This is a genomic window from Massilia sp. BGA-UO-ETr-WB1, from assembly GCF_059567845.1.
Map to the genome: position 1 here is coordinate 1 of NZ_JCAQOT010000016.1, position 16,965 is coordinate 16,965.

General features: G+C 57.3%; 20 protein-coding genes. 8 read left to right on the forward strand and 12 right to left on the reverse strand.

All coding sequences use genetic code 11. The annotated features are described in order from the left end of the window. The first annotated feature begins 141 nt into the window (after positions 1-141). From ssb to AC56DV_RS03775, 4 genes are all read left to right on the forward strand, one after another. Complete coding sequence (ssb, locus tag AC56DV_RS03760; protein WP_496312966.1) at positions 142-669, forward strand: single-stranded DNA-binding protein; 528 nt, start codon at positions 142-144, stop codon at positions 667-669. 129 nt (positions 670-798) lie between these two features. Further along, a complete protein-coding gene (locus AC56DV_RS03765) occupies positions 799-1,593 on the forward strand; it encodes a ParA family protein (protein WP_496312967.1) in 795 nt (264 codons plus the stop codon). Beyond that, positions 1,590-2,768 carry a ParB/RepB/Spo0J family partition protein gene (locus AC56DV_RS03770; protein WP_496312968.1) on the forward strand — a complete coding sequence of 393 codons (1,179 nt, stop codon included), beginning with the start codon at positions 1,590-1,592 and terminating at the stop codon, positions 2,766-2,768. Before AC56DV_RS03765 ends, AC56DV_RS03770 begins: the two co-directional genes overlap by 4 nt. Positions 2,769-2,852: 84 nt before the next feature. Next, entirely contained in the window at positions 2,853-3,203 is a 351-nt protein-coding gene (locus tag AC56DV_RS03775) for a TrfB-related DNA-binding protein (RefSeq protein WP_496312969.1), read from the forward strand. A 343-nt stretch (positions 3,204-3,546) separates the two neighbouring features. Here the strand turns inward: AC56DV_RS03775 and AC56DV_RS03780 are convergent, their stop codons facing one another. The 5 genes from AC56DV_RS03780 to AC56DV_RS03800 form a co-directional block, all read right to left on the reverse strand. Continuing rightward, positions 3,547-3,690 (reverse strand): hypothetical protein, encoded by a 144-nt coding sequence (locus tag AC56DV_RS03780; protein WP_496312970.1) that lies wholly within the window; start codon positions 3,688-3,690, stop codon positions 3,547-3,549. Between the two features lie 76 nt (positions 3,691-3,766). Continuing rightward, positions 3,767-3,901 (reverse strand): hypothetical protein, encoded by a 135-nt coding sequence (locus AC56DV_RS03785; RefSeq protein WP_496312971.1) that lies wholly within the window; start codon positions 3,899-3,901, stop codon positions 3,767-3,769. Between the two features lie 24 nt (positions 3,902-3,925). After that, positions 3,926-4,420, reverse strand: a complete 495-nt coding sequence (traM, locus tag AC56DV_RS03790; RefSeq protein WP_496312972.1) for a conjugal transfer transcriptional regulator TraM — start codon at positions 4,418-4,420, stop codon at positions 3,926-3,928. Continuing rightward, positions 4,421-5,140, reverse strand: a complete 720-nt coding sequence (locus tag AC56DV_RS03795) for a P-loop NTPase family protein (protein ID WP_496312973.1) — start codon at positions 5,138-5,140, stop codon at positions 4,421-4,423. Between the two features lie 12 nt (positions 5,141-5,152). Further along, entirely contained in the window at positions 5,153-5,506 is a 354-nt protein-coding gene (locus tag AC56DV_RS03800; RefSeq protein ID WP_496312974.1) for a hypothetical protein, read from the reverse strand. 347 nt (positions 5,507-5,853) lie between these two features. On the opposite strand from AC56DV_RS03800, the gene AC56DV_RS03805 reads away from it, so the two are divergent. Both AC56DV_RS03805 and AC56DV_RS03810 read left to right on the forward strand, forming a co-directional pair. Beyond that, entirely contained in the window at positions 5,854-6,216 is a 363-nt protein-coding gene (locus tag AC56DV_RS03805) for a plasmid mobilization protein (protein ID WP_496312975.1), read from the forward strand. Next, the gene (locus AC56DV_RS03810) at positions 6,206-9,031 is read left to right on the forward strand and encodes an LPD7 domain-containing protein (protein WP_496312976.1); all 2,826 of its coding nucleotides are present in this window, start codon (positions 6,206-6,208) and stop codon (positions 9,029-9,031) included. Before AC56DV_RS03805 ends, AC56DV_RS03810 begins: the two co-directional genes overlap by 11 nt. A 192-nt stretch (positions 9,032-9,223) precedes the next feature. Here AC56DV_RS03810 and AC56DV_RS03815 read toward each other — a convergent pair whose 3' ends face one another. The 4 genes from AC56DV_RS03815 to AC56DV_RS03830 form a co-directional block, all read right to left on the reverse strand. Beyond that, positions 9,224-9,973, reverse strand: a complete 750-nt coding sequence (locus AC56DV_RS03815; RefSeq protein ID WP_496312977.1) for a competence protein CoiA family protein — start codon at positions 9,971-9,973, stop codon at positions 9,224-9,226. A 39-nt stretch (positions 9,974-10,012) separates the two neighbouring features. Then, positions 10,013-10,783 (reverse strand): SOS response-associated peptidase family protein, encoded by a 771-nt coding sequence (locus AC56DV_RS03820; protein WP_496312978.1) that lies wholly within the window; start codon positions 10,781-10,783, stop codon positions 10,013-10,015. Positions 10,784-11,159: 376 nt separating this feature from the next. After that, positions 11,160-11,918, reverse strand: a complete 759-nt coding sequence (locus tag AC56DV_RS03825) for a hypothetical protein (RefSeq protein WP_496312979.1) — start codon at positions 11,916-11,918, stop codon at positions 11,160-11,162. A gap of 22 nt (positions 11,919-11,940) precedes the next feature. Next, complete coding sequence (locus AC56DV_RS03830) at positions 11,941-12,222, reverse strand: hypothetical protein (protein WP_496312980.1); 282 nt, start codon at positions 12,220-12,222, stop codon at positions 11,941-11,943. Positions 12,223-12,735: 513 nt separating this feature from the next. Between AC56DV_RS03830 and AC56DV_RS03835 the strand changes: the two genes are divergently transcribed. Next, the gene (locus AC56DV_RS03835; protein WP_496312981.1) at positions 12,736-12,879 is read left to right on the forward strand and encodes a hypothetical protein; all 144 of its coding nucleotides are present in this window, start codon (positions 12,736-12,738) and stop codon (positions 12,877-12,879) included. Beyond that, positions 12,879-13,724 carry a hypothetical protein gene (locus AC56DV_RS03840; protein WP_496312982.1) on the forward strand — a complete coding sequence of 282 codons (846 nt, stop codon included), beginning with the start codon at positions 12,879-12,881 and terminating at the stop codon, positions 13,722-13,724. The genes AC56DV_RS03835 and AC56DV_RS03840 overlap by 1 nt, the downstream gene beginning before the upstream one ends. Before the next feature lie 197 nt (positions 13,725-13,921). Here the strand turns inward: AC56DV_RS03840 and AC56DV_RS03845 are convergent, their stop codons facing one another. The 3 genes from AC56DV_RS03845 to AC56DV_RS03855 form a co-directional block, all read right to left on the reverse strand. Continuing rightward, complete coding sequence (locus AC56DV_RS03845) at positions 13,922-14,200, reverse strand: hypothetical protein (RefSeq protein ID WP_496312983.1); 279 nt, start codon at positions 14,198-14,200, stop codon at positions 13,922-13,924. A gap of 80 nt (positions 14,201-14,280) precedes the next feature. Continuing rightward, complete coding sequence (locus AC56DV_RS03850) at positions 14,281-14,424, reverse strand: hypothetical protein (RefSeq protein ID WP_496312984.1); 144 nt, start codon at positions 14,422-14,424, stop codon at positions 14,281-14,283. Between the two features lie 2 nt (positions 14,425-14,426). Continuing rightward, the gene (locus AC56DV_RS03855) at positions 14,427-16,874 is read right to left on the reverse strand and encodes a DNA topoisomerase (RefSeq protein ID WP_496312985.1); all 2,448 of its coding nucleotides are present in this window, start codon (positions 16,872-16,874) and stop codon (positions 14,427-14,429) included. Positions 16,875-16,965 lie beyond the last annotated feature (91 nt).

Genomic DNA, 16,965 nt, shown 5'->3' on the forward strand with positions numbered 1-16,965 from the left:
GTACTCAAGGTCGGAAAAGCTTCGTTGCATGATCGGATGGGCAGCAGTAGGCGGTGTCACATTGTCTCAGGTTCAGATCACGGCAGGCACAACCGTTGAGGAATAATTCAGCGTTTCCCTAACCTTTCAAGGAGTATCAAAATGGCCTCAGTCAATAAAGTCATCATCGTCGGCAATCTGGGTCGTGATCCGGAAGTGCGCTACATGCCCAGCGGCGATGTCATCGCCAATATCGCGGTCGCCACCAGCTACACGCAGAAGGATCGCAACACGGGCGAAACCAAGGAACACACGGAATGGCATCGCATCTCCTTCTTCGGCCGACTCGCGGAGATCGTGGGCCAATACCTCAAGAAAGGTTCTTCGATCTATGTCGAAGGCCGGTTGCAAACCCGCAAATACACCGACAAAGACGGCGTGGAGAAATATGCGACGGACATCATTGCCGAACAAATGCAAATGCTAGGCGGTCCAGCTGGTGCCAACCGCGACGCTGGCCAGCAGCGCGAGGAAGCCACCCCAGCCCCTGCACCAGCTGCGCAACGCACCCCGGCACCAGCTGCAAAAGCGGATGCTCCGAAATCGGCAGGCAAACGCGGCTCTGGCAAGCCTGCCGCAGCCTCCGCCCCAGCGCCTGCAAGTTCGATGGAGGATGATGTACCTTACTAAGCCACAGTCATGGCTGGCGTTAAGCAGCCATGACAATCAAAATGTGTTGCCATAGCGGGGGCCAGACTATAATTGCCCCCGCATAATGATAATAGACAAGTCAACGTAATCCGATAATAGGCTCCAACTATGAAAATCCTTGCGGCAGCAAACCAAAAAGGCGGTGTGGGCAAGTCAACCTTTATTGCACATATGGCGTGGGCGGCGGATGCGGCCCCCGTCACCGCCAATCAAGAGCAACTGAAAATTCTATTGGTCGACCTGGACCTCCAGGGCAGCTTGTCGCTGACCTACCCTAGCGCGAATGGGGTTGAGCCGGGCCTGCTGGCATCTGCGCTGTTTGCGGCAGAGGAAACGACGGCCACGCCCGAGTACCTGGCGAAGAACATCGCCATCATCCGGGCGGACGAGGGGCTGGAAAACTGGGACGGAAAGGGCGATGACGAGGTGATCCGCCGCGTCGGCCTGCGCCTGCGCCGGTTCGCGGGCGAATTCGACCTGTGCCTGATCGACACCCCCGGCGCACTGGGCTTGAAATTGACGGCCGCGCTGGCCGCAGCCGATGCGGTGGTGTGTCCGGTCGCGGTCGGCCTGTACGAAATCGCCGGGCTGGCCAAGCTGTGGGGCGTAATCAAAACGGTCAAGACGAAGCATAATCCGCGCTTGCAGATGATGGGCATGATCCCCTCGATGGTGAACACCAAAAGCCCCGAAGAGTTGGAGGGGCTGGAAACCCTGCGCAAGAAATTCGGCACGGCGATCCTGCCGCACGTCCTTGGCTTCCGCGCCTCGGTGAAACAGGCCACGGCCCGGCGCCGCCCGGTGTGGATGAACACCAAGGGAGCGGGGCACTTGGCGGCGGCGAAGGAATGGAAAGCTGCCTGCAACAACATTTTGAAGAACCTGGGGAGCCTGCGTAAATGAAAAAAGCTAACGCCTTCGATGATTTGGGGGACATCCTGAGTGGCGACTTCGACGCCATGATGAAAAAAGGGTGCCGTCTCGAAATGCTCAATCTGACGGATATTTTGGTAAAACCTCAGATTCGCGAGCAGTTCGAGGACGAGGAAAGCACGCTGGGCGATATGGAGGCGAGCATCAAACGGCATGGCGTGTTCCAGACCGTGCTGGTGCGGCCGATTGCCGGACCCATCCCGTTCGAACTGGTCGCGGGCGAGCGGCGGTATATCGGTTCCGAGCGGGCACAGGAACTCACCATTCCGGCGATGATCAAGGAGTTGACGGACGAAGAGGCCGCCGACATCCAGCTCGCTGAGAACATCCAGCGCAAGAACCTGACGCAGATCGAGGAAGCCAAAAAGATTCAGGCTGACCTTGACCAGCTGGGCAGCGTTGAAGCCGTACTGGAAAAGCACTCCAAGGGCCGCAAATGGCTGTCCCACATCCTGGCGCTGCTGAAGCTGCCGGAACAGACCAAGCGCCTGGTCAGCGAGAAAATCAGCGCCGACCTGGACCTGATCAACTCGGTGAAGGTGGTGGAGAAGAGTGACCCGGCCGCCGCCAAGGCGCTGGTCGATGAACTGAAGCAAACGCGTGGCAAGGAGGATGCGCGCAAGAAGGTGGCCGAGGTCAAAGCCAAGGTCAAGCCGAAGGCCGACAAGCCAGCTAAAGGCGCTGCCGCCACGGCCAAGGATACAAAGCATGCCGAGCCGGGCAAGGCCACCGTCATCAATTTCGCGGACGCGAAAAAGTCCGGCGAGCGGCCGGAGGAAGACGGGCTACAGGAAGCGGGGGAGGGGAGCACCACGGCTGGCGGACCCGGTCCAGCCCTGCCGCCAGCTGGCGTCCTGATCAAAGCCTTCGCGTTCATCTTCAAGGAAGGGAAGAACCCCAAGGTCTTCATGGAATCGCTCAGGCCCGAGGACAGGACCGATGTCAAAGAATGGCTCGAATCCTTCTTCCAAGCCGGACGCAAGTGCAAGAACCTGTCCAAGGCCGTTATCCAAGGCTTGCGGAACGGTACATTCGCGGACGACGGGGTAGGGGCTTTTGCCATGGTGGCGTTCCTGCAGGGCGCCGATATCGAGGTAGAAAGGTTCGACGTGGTTGACGTTCTGGGCCTTGTGAAGAAAGCGTAGACTCATTTGGTGGGCGGGCTGCAAACGGCCCCCCATCTTGTTCGTAGAATTTAAGGGTAGATCATGACAAGAGCCAAACGGCGAATGACCGCAGCCGAGTTTGATGCAGTCCGACCGTTATTGAAAAATGTCAGCGATGAGAGAGCCGCCGCAGCACGGGCGGCTCTTGTCGATGGCGAAACACTGGCCGAGATAGCTGGGCGCTACGGGTGGTCCCGCCAAGCCGTGAATAAGGCCGCTATGACGTTTTGGGACAAACTGGCGGCATATCACGAGGCGCAGCGGGCCACGGCCCATGCGGGCGTTCTGGTGCCGCCTGGATGGGAGGTTGTGACGCTGATTGCGCCGAGTGCGCTGATCGAGAAATTCCGTGCTGAGATTGCCGCGCATCCCACCGCCGCAACTGGCGACCGCACGCCGACATCCGAGCCATAAAAAAACCCGGCAACGCCAGAGCGTACCGGGTTATCAAGTCAACGTAAGCCGAGTCAAATGACCCAACTTAACGGGCAAATTGTAACACACAGCATTTGCGCCCTAGCATGGCGCAAGCTTCGACACCGGCCACCACAATCCGCCAGCCGCATACGCTTCTGCAAGCCGGTTTTCGCGGCCTATGAGCAGAGCAGACGGGGGCGGCTCAAGTCCTGACGCATGTCAGGATGCCGCCGCAGGACGGCACCCCCTGCCACGCGGGAGCATGTAGGGGCGGGTTTGGCCGGGCCGACCCCGGCCAGCCCCGATGCGACCGGTCCGGGGCGGCAAGGCTCGCCGCAGTTCATTTCGAGAACGCGAGCGCGATCCACCACAGCCAGACGGCCACCAGACCGGCCCCGAAGAACGGCACCGGTTCCCACTTCATAAGCAGAACCGCCTTGGCCACTCGGCCAGCCCCGCAGACCACCGACTTGACTTGTTTCATGTGATCCTCCTTTGCGCATACGCGCATGGTGACAACCTGGCGCCGCCGGCGCGGATCTTCTGTCACCACTGCGGCGCTACTTGGCGAACTTTGAGTCGAATGCTTTATCGCGCTGGTGCGCGACGTTCTTCTCGTCGCGGTCCAGTGCCAAATAGCCTACAACTGAAGTCAGCAGCACTACGATAATAATGATTGCTGGCATTTTTCGCATAATAAACTCCGGTTGGTGCAACTTTTAAGACAAAAGACGCATGGCCGTTAATATGGTGGCCCCTGCAACGATACCACCAATCGCCGCCTGCACTATTGCGATGAGCCAAGTCCGTTTTGTGTGCGCCATGGCCCTGTCTCCCGCCTCAGCGAGTTCGGTAGCGGCTCGTGTAATAATCGCCGCGCTCTTCTTAACTTCTTCGCTCATTGCCGCTTGCGCAGCGACCATTATCTCTGTCTTCGCTTCTGTTGCAGCTTTCAGTGCGGAAGCTAGATGTGCTTGGTTGGCCCGCTCTACCAAATTCTCTGCCGCAACCACTATGGTTCGATGGAGTACCACCAAGCTGCCGATCCGTTCGTCCAGTTCGGCATTGTTTTTTGCCATGGTCTGGTTGAACGCTTCCGATACTTCCTCCAGCATGGTTTCGTTCAACGCGACTAAGGTAAATACCGGATCGAGTTCGTCAACCCGGACGCCCGTCTTTTCGAATATGGCAGTGCGCAGCTTCTGGATATCCATTTACCATTCGACCGCATCAAGTTTTTTATATACGTCGCGTACCACCGTGCTCAGGCGGCTGCGTTCCAACACATTGAATTCCTGGCTGTCCAATACTTGATTCAACGTCAAGCGCGATTTCTGCATACGCTTGATATCATCGCCAAACGTATCTGAATTGCGGCCTTGGAGCAGCACAATGCCTTTAACGTTCGTGGAGTTTTTCTCGAATACTTTTGTTTCCACGAAGTTATCCGTAGTGCCCCAGCTTGCATTTTCATTAAGCCAGATAACCATCGGGCAATTGGTTTGCTTCGCGAGCGATGCGAAGCCGGATACTGTGTCCGTCAGATTGTCGCCGCCTCCGATTATAGTATGGATGTAAACCTTTTTGCCCGAGTCCATCAGCAGGTCGATGAAGCTGTTTTCCATCAGGTAGGACATCAGCGGAGAAAAGGTATTTGCGCCGTTGTCGATGACGATGTTCTGTTCGGACGCAAGGATGTCCAGCATCATCTTGTCGAACATCTTACGGTTGATCGTACGGTCTGGATTCATCACGTCGATTTCGGTTACGTTCAAAGCCTTGTACCGTGCCAGCGTGGCATTTTCCTGATCGGTGTCATAGCATTTCAGCGTGCCGGGAAATTTATCGTCAAGGTATTGTGCAATCAAAGATGACACCAGAGTTTTACCAATCCCGCCCTTGCCTTGCAGTACAAAATGAACAGAGTTTTTCATATATTCTCTCAATTAAAATTTTCCGGATTTGTCGTGAGTGAAGCGCGATTTATCGGCCTCGCTTTGCTGTTCTGCCAAACGCTTCTTCATCTTTTCAGCTTGCGATTCGGTTTGTCCGCTGGGCGTTTCCACATTTTCGGATTCGTTCGGTGCTTTGTCTTTAGCCACTGGCGCACCCGCAGCTTTTTTTGCAAAACGCCTTACCGCCTCACGTGAAATAGAAACGCCGATTGTCGCAAGCCATGATTGAATTTGTGCGTCAGTGTATCCTTTATCTTTCAGCTCATTAATTTCTCGCGTGTATTGTTTTAGCCGGGAAATCTTCTTGCCCGGCTGGACGTTCTTCACAAATTCTTCGATGTCCATGTTGTGCGCTACCGCCTGTGGTGTGTGGTGTGGTGCTTCAGACGTCCAGGGCATAGACGCCGTGCTCTTGCAACTATGTGCAACCTCCATGCAACCATAGTAGTATGGATTGCTCTGCCTTGCAACCGTAAGCTACTACATGCAAGCCAAATGCAAGCGCCGCTTGGCAGAGTTGGCCTCTGCCAAGGCACGAGAGATATGAATACAAAACTCTTCGAGTTTCGTATATCATATCCGTGCCAAAGGGGTCTCCCCTTTGAAACCCCAGCGCCTACGGCGCCGGGACGGCCTCCAGGCCGCCGCTTTAAGGCCATCGCGACGCGTTAGCCGATTTTGAAGGAGCCACCATGGCAAGACCGCAGAAGACCAAGGAACCGCTTACAGAGCCTTTCTCGTTCCGGCTGACCAAGCCGGAGGCCGTTCAGCTACTTGGAAAAGTAGCGGAGTCGAATATGAAGCAAGCCGAGTTTATACGCGATTGTGTCCTGAAGAATAAGACAGTCGTTGTAGCAAGACCAAAAGCGAGTCTTGAAAAACAGCGTATGCAGTTTCTCTTTAACAAGTCGAGTAATAACCTCAATCAGATTGCGCACGTGCTGAACACAGCGAATCTGGCGGGCAAGCTGACAAACCCTATCTGCAAGGATGCCATCGCAAGTTTGGAGGCAATCGCAAAGTATCTAAAATCGGCGCTCAATCATGTTGATTAGAATTGGTGGTGGCAGCGAAGGCATTAAAGAGTATCTTGAAAAGGGGCACAAACAGGGCCGCGAGTTCTCGCGCGACGAGTTGGATGAGCGTGTAATTCTTTCCGGCGATTTGGAATTTACGGACCAATTGATTTTGGATTCTGATGCTGATGGCGAAAAATATAAGCACATTACGCTTTCGTTCAAAGAAGACGAAATCAGCCGTGAAACACTGGAGTCCATAGTCCGAGATTTTGAGAAATTTTCTTTTGCGGCCTATGGCAAGGACGAGTATAACTTTTATGCCGAAGCTCATTTGCCAAAGATAAAAAGCTATGTAAATCAGAAGACCGGCGAAACCGTCGAAAGAAAGCCTCATATCCATATCGTGATTCCAAAGACGAATATGCTCAGCGGCGGTGCGCTGAATCCATTCGGCTTGGTGGATCATCATGAGCGTTTCATTGACTCTTTTCAAGAGCACATTAATAACAAGTATGGTCTGGCGAGCCCCAAGACCAACCGCAGGATCGAATTCACCGATGCCTCGGACATGATCCAGCGCTATAAGGACGACGAATTTGAAGGCGGCAACAGGGATTTGAAGAAGGATATTCTCTCCGTTATTCTGGAGAGGAATATTTCCGACTATGAAGCGTTCAAGAACGCAATTGCGGAATTCGGCGATATCCGATCCCGTAATGCAGGCAGGGACAACGAGTATCAAAACGTCAAACCTGCGGACAGCGTAAAAGGCGTCAACCTGAAGGAATACGTTTTCACCAGGTCATTTATCGAACTGAGCGCCGACGACAAGCGCGCAGCGCTTTCCGCTGAGGTCACGCGAAAATACGAGATTGAAGGCGCTGCGCGGCAAGACCCTGCAAATATTACGCAGCATCTAGACGAATGGTTTGGCCAGCGGGCACAGGAAATAAAGTACATCAATAGCGGTAACGCCAAACTTTACACGCGATATAAGGCCGCCTCTCCTGTAGAAAAGAACGATATTCTCAGGGAAAGGGCGACAAGGTTTTACGCACGTTACAAGGAGCCTCAACATGAGTCAGAAGGATTCAAGCGAAATCCCTTCGAGCACGTCTATGGATATAAACAGCCGGAGCGAAGCCTGGGAGGACGAAGTGATGGGGATGGACCCAGCAGAGCCCATGGACGGGCCACAGGAGCCGAACGGGCCTTCGATGGACGAGATGATGGGCCAGTTCCCGCCGGAGGCGCCAGCGGGGCCACCGGAGGGCCTGGAGGGGCTGGAGGACGATTCGGAGGACGGTCCACCGGAGCCAGTGGAGTTCGAGGAACCGACACAAGCGGGCTCACAGAACGACAGCGCGCTTTTACCGCAAGTCGGCAGCACAGCACTATCCCAATTGCCCGCTTCGAGGCGACCAGAACCCTCGACGGTGTGCGAACACTGTCCAGCCTCGATGTGGTACGCGACCCCCACCAGCGTGAAAAATTATTGCCGGATCATGCACCTGATCACGTGGTCCACAGAAGAGCCGAAGGAAATGACGCACTGCGACGGGATCGCCATAGCAAGCGCCGCGAACGGATAGGACCGACCGGACGCGCCACGGACTCCACGCTGGCCCAGCACGCCCGCGACTTGCGTGAACGCGAACAGGTCGCGGCTACTGCCGAGGTCATGGAGTTCAGGCAGATCAGGCAGCAGCTGGACGCCCACCGGCTACTGTCGGAGCTGTCCCAATCGCATGGCCTGCTGGTTGACAAGTACGAAGTGACCACGGCCGCCGATGGGAGCGGCCGGATCACCTGCGGCAATCGCAAGCTGAACGTCTCGGATTTCCTTACCAAGGAAATGCGGTTGTCGTGGGAGGAATCGGCGGCAATCCTGCGGTCCTCCTATGCTCGCCAATCCGGCATGGTTCCCATCCACGGTCCGCGCCAGGCGCCGACCCCTGCCCTATGGCGTCAGTTCCAGACGGAGCGCAAAAGTCGCGGTGGCCAGCGGGAACTGTGGACGCGCCAGTTCGCCAGCGAGCGGGCGCGGCGCGACGCCTTGAAGCAGGCGCTAGAACGCAACAAGCGGGAGGCCCGCAGCGGCCTGCCCATGCAGCGCAAGGCGGCGGATTCGGTGGCGCGGATGACCTACGTGGCCGCTGAACGCAATCTAAGCGACGAGATTCGTGCCGAGCGACAGCAGCTCCGCACACCGATATCCGAGCAGTACAGGACGTTCCTGCATACGCTGGCCGAAACCGGCGACGGCCAAGCGCTTGCCGAGCTTCGACGGATGGCCAAGCTGGGGCCTCCACGCGGACCGGCGGAAGGCGGCTCGATTTCGCCTCTCGCCCTTCGTCCCGAAACGAACGGCATCTTCTATCGCGGCAAGGATGTGCGGTTCCGCGTACACATGAACGGAGACGTGGTGTACTCGCTGGGCGGCCGTGCAATCATCGAGGATCGCGGCGCCAAACTGATGATGCTGCAAACGGACCGGTTCGCCATCGAGGCAGGTTTGCGGCTGGCGGAAGCGAAGTTCGGCAGCATCATCATCCTGTCCGGGCCGAAGGAGTTCCAGGAGCGCGCTGCACTCGTCGCGGCCGATGCTGGCGTGAAGATCACTTTCCAAAACAAGAAGCTCGAAAAAATCAGGGAAGACAGGGCTGCTCAGCTCGCATCCGAACGCGCCCGCAGGACGGCGCACCGCGAACTGGGCCGGGAGTTCGTGGCCGCGCAGCGTCCGGACACGCCAGCACCTGGGAGCGGCCAGACGAAGAGTGGAGTCAAACCGCCGCAGGAGCGCCCCGCCACTTTGCCGGAGCCGGGGAAAAAGCTAGACCGCGAGCGGTAGCGGCATTGGTGACAACGCCGGCGCCCTGGATCCGCCGCGGCGTCACCAATCCGTGGCGATGACGACATGTTGGTGTCAGCTAGGCCGACCTGCAGGCGCAAAGTTGTCACCAAACACTGGTGACAACGAGGGCACGCCGGCGCGCCGAGCGCGTCACCATCCCTGCTACCGCGATGGTCTCGGGGCAACTGCTTATCGGTTCCACAGCCAAAACCTGCGCTTCGAGTGCGTCAAAGCCCCATTGGCCAAACCCACAGCAAAATCGTCCAACGACAATTCACGCGCTGGCCATCCCTTGGGCGGCAAAAAAACGCAGACTCTCGTCGCATCGTCAGTCGGCTTTCCCTTCGGGCAGTTGAATCTAAGCGGGAATGCAGGAAAGTCTCGATGGAACTGTTCACCGTTGACCACGGGTCCGTTTACCGACAGCAGGCCCCATCCGTTGCTTCTTAAGCAGCCAAGGGTGAAATTCTGGAAGTGCCGGTTGTTAACCAGCCACACCACCTTGACGCCGGACTGAGTGTATTTCTCCGACCTCCGCAGGTACTCGTCAAAGGTCTGCTGTGACATTTGGACTTCTATAGCAATTTTGCGGTCGTTGCATTCGACAAAGACATCAGCCTCCCATCGCTCCCCGGCGGGGGTAAAACCGGGTTCTTCCACTCTTGCGTTAAAGCCCGCCGAGCGAAGCGCTTTTACCATCCGCACCTGCGCGAACTCGTGCTCAGGCGAAGTTGGTTTCCAATTCGGATCACCTTCTCCCGGGCGAGCCGCAAACCAGCGCGTGCCTTGCAAATTCTTCTTGAGGATCGCGGGAAGAGTACTGCGGCGTATAAGATACGAGCCAGCCGGTTCGTCCTTCATCTGGCGCCACTGTTCAGCCGTAAGATCGAATGCCTCTACAATTTCTCCGGTCGCGGCACGAATAGCAGTCAACGGCAACTTTGCACTCCTTTACGTCGGTTTTCGCGTCCGCGAAATTTAGGCAGCGAGCTTGTGCGCGTAGTACGGACGCTCTTTGTCTTCAAGCAACGCATCGAAATCGGCTGGCTGGCTGGCACTTGTGGCCAGCCAGCGATACAGATTCGCGGCCTTCAGCGGCACCGGACAGCGGTCATGGCCAGCTGCCGCGACTTCAACCGGCGGCTCGTCGGTGATCAGCGCGAACGACAGCAAATCAGGGTCGCCGGGGCCTGTCCAATGGGACCACAGGCAGGTCAGAGGCATCGCTTGCGCGTCGCCCGGCATGAATTTCAGGACTACATTCTGTTCCGCCTCACCTGGGACCAGCTCGCGTTGCTCCAGCCGGTGCTGCTTGACGTTCTCGAAGAACGCGGTCGCCATCAGCACCGCATGCGTCTGCCCGAACTGCCCCTTCCAGAAGCCATTCAGATTGTCGCGGCGGGCATTGTAGGTGCCGGGGAATTTCGTGTCGTAGAAAGCTGGTTTGCCCGCCGGACGACACTGGTAGCGCATCGGCTGGACCACCAGATCGCCGTCGGCATCCATAGTCAGCACGGGGCAGTATTGGCCCGCGAAAATGCGCTCGTCGCGGTCCTTAGGTTCCGTGCGCTCCAGATCGTCCAGCCTGCGCACCAGGTCCGCTATTTTCTTGGTGGCGATGCGCTGGTCCTCGCTTGCCTTCTTCGTAGCCTTCGCTGCGAGGCTGCGCTCGGCGTCGGCCAAGCGACGGCGCTGGGCAAATAGTTGCTCTTGCAGTAGCGGCACTTGCGCGGCGCTATAGAGCTGCACCAGTTCGCGGCATTCCTCTTCCTCGTCGCTTTCTGGGGGGGGCCTGCATGAAGGCATCGGTGAAGCCCTTGGGCAGCAGGATTTTTTCACCCTGTTCGCGGCGCCGCAGCAGGTCCAGGAATGCCGGGAAATCCACATGAGCGCCGTAAGAGCGTTGATAGCTGCGGTAACTTGACCAAACTTGAGCCGAATAACACATACACATCTCCCAATGGTGGCGCGCTCGGAAATGCGCGACGGCTAAGTATAGACAGGTCAATCCGTGCACGGTGTCGGCGTCGGCCGCGTATTGGTGGACACGTCACCACCGGTATAGTGACATGGTTGGCGCGCCGGCACCGTGACCCTGTCACCACATGCAAAGGGGCTATATTTTCTAATCAGCCTTATCTAAGTCCGTCACTCTAGCAATAGCACGAGCCTCAGCCTCAGCTATCATGGCCTTCATTTTGGGCGAGTCCCCGGCAGCAATGTCATAGATATCGGAAGCACCAAATTCACCACTCGACATCTTCTCTTGAAGAACTTCCATCATACTCAGGTAAGCAGCCGCCTTCCCCGGGGCCATCATTGAAGCGTTAGTACGGATAGTCTCAGCCATTTCGGTAAGGAATTTCCGGTGCTCTTCCTCCCTGCGTGCTGCATCCCGTTCACGCTTAGCTTGCCCGTCACGTAAGGCCTTGGCATACTTCTTCCGGTTCGAGGAAAGCTCTCTTTCCCACCTTTTCCGAAGGTCAGAAAGCGCGGCAGGTCGTGCTGGCCAAGGCTCGCGTCCAGGGGTAACGCGGCGCATTCTTTCTAACTCAGCCAGCACCTCAGCCTCAGTCCGTGCCATATCCGCTTCGGCGATCAGTAGTGCCTCATGGTATTGAGGCATTTGGGATTCCCTACGGTCGAGCGAATCCTGTAACCGAGAAGTACGGGTAAATGTCGGGTAAGCGCCAGGATCGGCATCACGTGGGTAACGAAGTGCTGCGTACTGGGATGGATCAGTGTCATATTCATCCAGTTCCAACTGATTGTCCCGACTCTTCGCCTCTTTGTACGCTATATCGTCTCTTGCCGAATATACGCGGGTGTAGCTCGCTCGCAGCCGGGATGCCAGCCTTTTAGGAACATCGGGATCGATAGGCATTTTCGGCCCTGGCATATTGGGATTAGTCGTTGGGCTCGTCATCGCCCTCGTCGTGGTCGAGCACTCCGAGTTCAACCCACATGGTAAGCGAACCAGGCTCCAAGCCGACGACTTTGGCCAGGAGTTCCTTGGGGGATTCACTGTGGAAATTCAAAACGTGGTTATAAACCAGCCCGTCGTTACTTTCGTTTGTATCGATATCGGGCGACAGTTGGTCGAGCTCATCGACCGTCAAGCCCAGGTGCGCTGCCAATCGTTCACTTTGCTCTTGCTCGTAACGCTCTTCTAGTTGACGGCTACTCATATTCGTTCCTCTTGGTGTGTCAGCAAGACGGCAACCGGCCGGACGGGGGATCGTGAAGCAGCGCTACATTTCATGATCCATTCAGTGCTGAATATGATACATCATGGCATCGCCTGTGGTGCCACTGCGGCGGCGCTGCAGTTGTTGGCCTGTCACCAATCTTCGCGCCCCCGTGGTGACGCCACGGCGCACCTGGTACGAAAGCGCTGTCACCACCGATGATGCGGCCGCCTCGCCTTTTCGCCCAATACGTCAATTTTTCATATTGTTGCCAAAATAACACTTTTTATCGATTCACCTGATGAACTATTAAGTCGGAAAAATGCCTCTGATGAACTAATTTTAGGCATTTTCATGCCCCTGATGAACTATATGAGAACTAGTTAGATGTGACTTAAGTTGTTGAAAAATATGTGAAAATCAAGAAATCTAACAGGAACTGACTGGCACTCTTTCTAGAACTTCGTTAGGCAATATGCGAAAGTACGGTATCGCCATTATGAGGAGTGCAAAATGCAGGCCACTTTCAAACAGTTCTTAAAATTTTTGGGGTCCGTGCAGAACAACCCGCAGGCGCTTGTCGCTATCGTCGCGCTTGCCGCGCTGGGCCTGGCCTTCTTTTCCCTCTATGTCGTACTCGCCTTGGTGAATCGCTGATGTCCTTCGCTCAACTACCTGCAAAATGGATGCACCCGTCAGAACACCGCTATACGCTGGCGGAACTGCATTGGCGTGATCATCGCGCTGGCGGCATTGCAGCTCTTCTTGTTCTGCTCACTCTGGCTGTCCGGCTTAACGCGGCTGGCAGGGCCGCGCTCAAGGCTGGCGCCAAGACACGGCCAGATACGGTTTCCGTAACCTGGGACGAGCTGCAAAAAGTTACTGGTTATGCGCGCGCCACCGTTGGAAAGGCGATCCTTCTGCTGGAGAGCTGGGGCGCCATCGAGAAATCAACTGTTGGAAGGAAAAATATCTACCGACTGGTTGGGGTCCATAAAGCCGGGGACTTCTGCTTAATTCCAGAATCCTGGATCGAAAAAGGTGGCGATCCGGTATCCCGGTTCAAGAATCTCCCGGCAACTCTCATCGGCTTAAACGCCCTGAAACTGTACTTTGCATTGTTGGCAGTGCGGAGTACCAAGATTGGCACGGCGAGCCTCAGCTACAACGGTATTACACGCTGGACTGGCATCAGGCGTGAAGATATTCGGAAGGCGTGGGGTTACTTGGACGGGCAGCAACTCGCGAGCGTTTCGTTCAAACGCGATGAGCGCCACAACCGGTTTACGGATGACGACCAAAGTCAGAGGTACGTGCTGATTGGACTGACTCACGGGTATGGTCGCGATGATGTTCAATTGAACGATGCACATGAAGGAAGATTTCCGCAGGCAGACCCTGGAGAAGACTTTGATGTGGTTGAGGATCAGCCACAGGGAATCCAGCGTGGGCCAAATCGCGAACAGGTTCTACCCAATATCGACTTCACTGAGTACTTGTAGTTGTCGCCGGCGTCGCGGAACGGTTGCATCGGGGCTGTCCGGGGTCGGCCCGGCCAAACCCGCCCCTGCATGCTCCCGTGTGGCAGGGGGTGCCGTCCTGCGGCGGCATCCTGACATGCGTCAGGACTTGAGCCGCCCCCGTTTGCTCTGCTTGTGGGCTGGGAAAACCGGCTTGGCAGGAACAGCGTACGCGGCGGTCATCGCTGGTGCCGCCCTTCCCGGCTGTGCAGGCGCCGTTCGACAACCCAGGCGATCATCAGGTACAGCGCGAGCCACGCGCCCGCGACGACGCACCATCCCAGTATGGTGGGCGAGGGCCAGCCCCCCGAGTTGGGAGCTAGCACCGGGATGCCAATGCGGTGCGCCACCATCGCCGGGATATAAAGCGACCCGGCCGCCACGGGAGGAAACAGCCACCCAGCCATAACATGAACAGCAAGCATGCCGAGGATGAGCGACAGACGAATCTTTGACATTTTCTTATCCTGTTTGGTGGAGTGTGGGCGGTATGTTGGTGTCTGGAGCGGCGACCAGGTGGCGCGGTCCTGACACCAACTCAATTACTGAGGCCGCTTTTTACTGCGGTGAATCCGGTCAACCAGTCCGACCAGTTTCCGCCTTCCGTCATGAAGCTGAACGGATTGTCATCGAGGCTATGGCCATCCCGGCATGCCTGCTTGCCCATCTCGTATGCGTCCATGTCTATGCCACCTTTTTCATGCCCGGCTTGAACTGCTTGGGCTGCGTGCTGAAGTCCGGCGCGCCGCCTCGATCCTGATACGTGGCCTTGCACTGGGCGGCCTCGTTGCGGTAGTTGGAGCAGGCCCAGAATGGCTTGTCTCCCGGCCGCAGGTAGAGCCGCCCGGTCTTGCACTTGGGGCAGAGTATCGGCGCCGCCACCAGCGGCTGGCCGTCGGCGTCCTTGTACGTGGCTTCGCATTTCGGCGCGGCATTCCATTGGGAGCAATACCAGAACGGTCCATTCGAGCCCTGCTTGCGCTTGAGCTGGCCAACTTTGCACTTGGGGCATGAGCCGTCGTGCTGTCCTGGCTTCTGGAATTCGAAGTCGAGCTTGTCGTCGGACTTCGAGTAGGTCAGGAACGCGTCGAAGACCTCCCCGGTCTTGCTGCTGACAAACCCTTTCAGCAGCGTGGTGCGGCCATGTAGCAGCAAGGCGGTGACTTCGGCTTTGGTCATGTTCCGGTGGCATATCTTGCGGCCGATCTTGAAGCCGCAACCGCAACCGAAGTTGAATCCCTCTTCGCGCACTTCGCCACGGCAGCGCGGACACGGCACCGCCAGCCTCAATGCCTCGTACTGGGGCGATCCATGGCCTTTGGACTTGATCTTGGCCACCATCGCCAGGACCAGCGCGGAGATTTCCTCCATGAAGCGCGATTTGGCGTAAGCGCCCTTTTCCATTTGGCGCAGCTGCATTTCCCATTCGCCGGTCATCGTGGGGGAGCACATCTCGTCGATACCGTTTTGCCGCAGGAACGGGATGAGCGCCATGGCCTTGGCCGTGGGCACGATGTCCTTGCCTTCGCGGATGCAATACGCCGCCTTGCGCTCGCTCTCCACCATCAATCCTTCGATGATGGATGCGCGGGTGGCGGGCGTGCCTAGCCCTTTCCCCTTCAGGGCCTCGCGCAACTCGTCGTCCTCGATGTAGCGGCCTGCGCCCTCCATCGCGCCAAGCAATGTGTCTTCGGTGAAGCGCTTAGGTGGCTTGGTGGCATTCGATTTGCTGGAGACGCCTACCACCACGGGCAGTTCGCCATCGGCCACGAAGGCCAGTTCGTTGTCACCGCCCGCTTCGCGGCCGTTGACTTCCATCCATCCCGGATCGACCAGCACGGTTCCCGTGGACTTGAAACTGTGGCCGTTGACGATGGTCGTGCGGACCGTTTTATTGAAGCGTGCCGGTGGAAAGAATGCCGCGATGAAGCGCCGCGCCACGAGCGCGTAGATTTTTCGCTCGTCGTCGGACAAGGCAGCAGGTTGTAGGCCAGTCGGGATGATCGCGAAGTGGTCCGAGATTTTTGTGTTGTCAAAGTTGCGTTTTGTCAGCTTGACGTATCCGCTGTCCAAGGCTTTACGTGCGAACTGGGCAAGGGTCCCCTCGAAGGCGTCGAAGACGGCCAACACCGTGTCGAGGTAGTCCTCCGGTAACGCGGTGGAATCCGTGCGGGGGTATGTCAGCACCTTGTGGGTTTCGTACAGCGACTGGGCGAGGGATAGTGTTTGCGCGGCGGAAAATCCCAGTTTGCGGTTGGCTTCGCGCTGCAAGGATGTGAGGTCGAACAGCTTAGGGGCGGCCTTGGTTTCCTCTTCCGCTGTCTCGGAAACCGACCGGACCGGTTCCCCCGCGCATGCCGCCACGATGGCGGCGGCGGCCGTTTCCGTGAAGAACCTGTCTTCCCGGGCATCCTCGTCGTCGCCCCTAGCGAAGGCCGGGTCAATCCACTTCGCGGTGTATTCGCCGCTGGCCGCCGCGAAGGTGGCCGCCACTTCCCAGTATGGCCTTGGCTGGAAGTTGGCGATCTGGTTTTCGCGGTCCACCACGATGGTCAGCACGGGCGTTTGTACACGCCCGGCCGTCATTAAGTCCCGCACGCCGGTCAGGATTTCGTTTAGCCACGACAAGCCCCGCGTGCCGTTGATGCCGACGAGCCAATCGGACTCGGACCGACACACGGCGGCGGCGTACAGATTGTCGTAGACCGCGCCCTCCTTCATGTCGGCGTAGCCGTCGCTGATGGCCTGCGGTGTCATCGACCGGAGCCACATACGCTTGATGGGCTTTATCGTTCCCGAGTGCGAATAGATGTAGCGGAAAATCAGCTCACCCTCGCGCCCGGCGTCACAGCAATTGATGATGGCGGCCACGTCGCGCCTCGCGATCAAGGATTCCACTAGGCGTAGCTGTTCGGCTGTCTTTTCGATGGGTTCCAGCTCGAAGTGCGGCGGGATCACGGGAAAGCCGCGTTCGTACCCTGCTGGCGCCTTGAGCGCTAACAGGTGGCCTATCGCGCTCGTAATGATCAGGTCGTCCCGTTCAAAGCATCCGCCTGTCTTTTTGAAGTTTCCCAGCACTTTGGCCAGGTCGGCGGCGACCGCCGGTTTTTCCGCAATGATGAGGTTTTTCATGTGTGGTCTCTTGGAGAATTTTCGCGGACGCGAAAAAGTGTGGTGACAGCGGCGCGCTGCAGGATCTTGTGCGCTGTCACCACGGGACGGA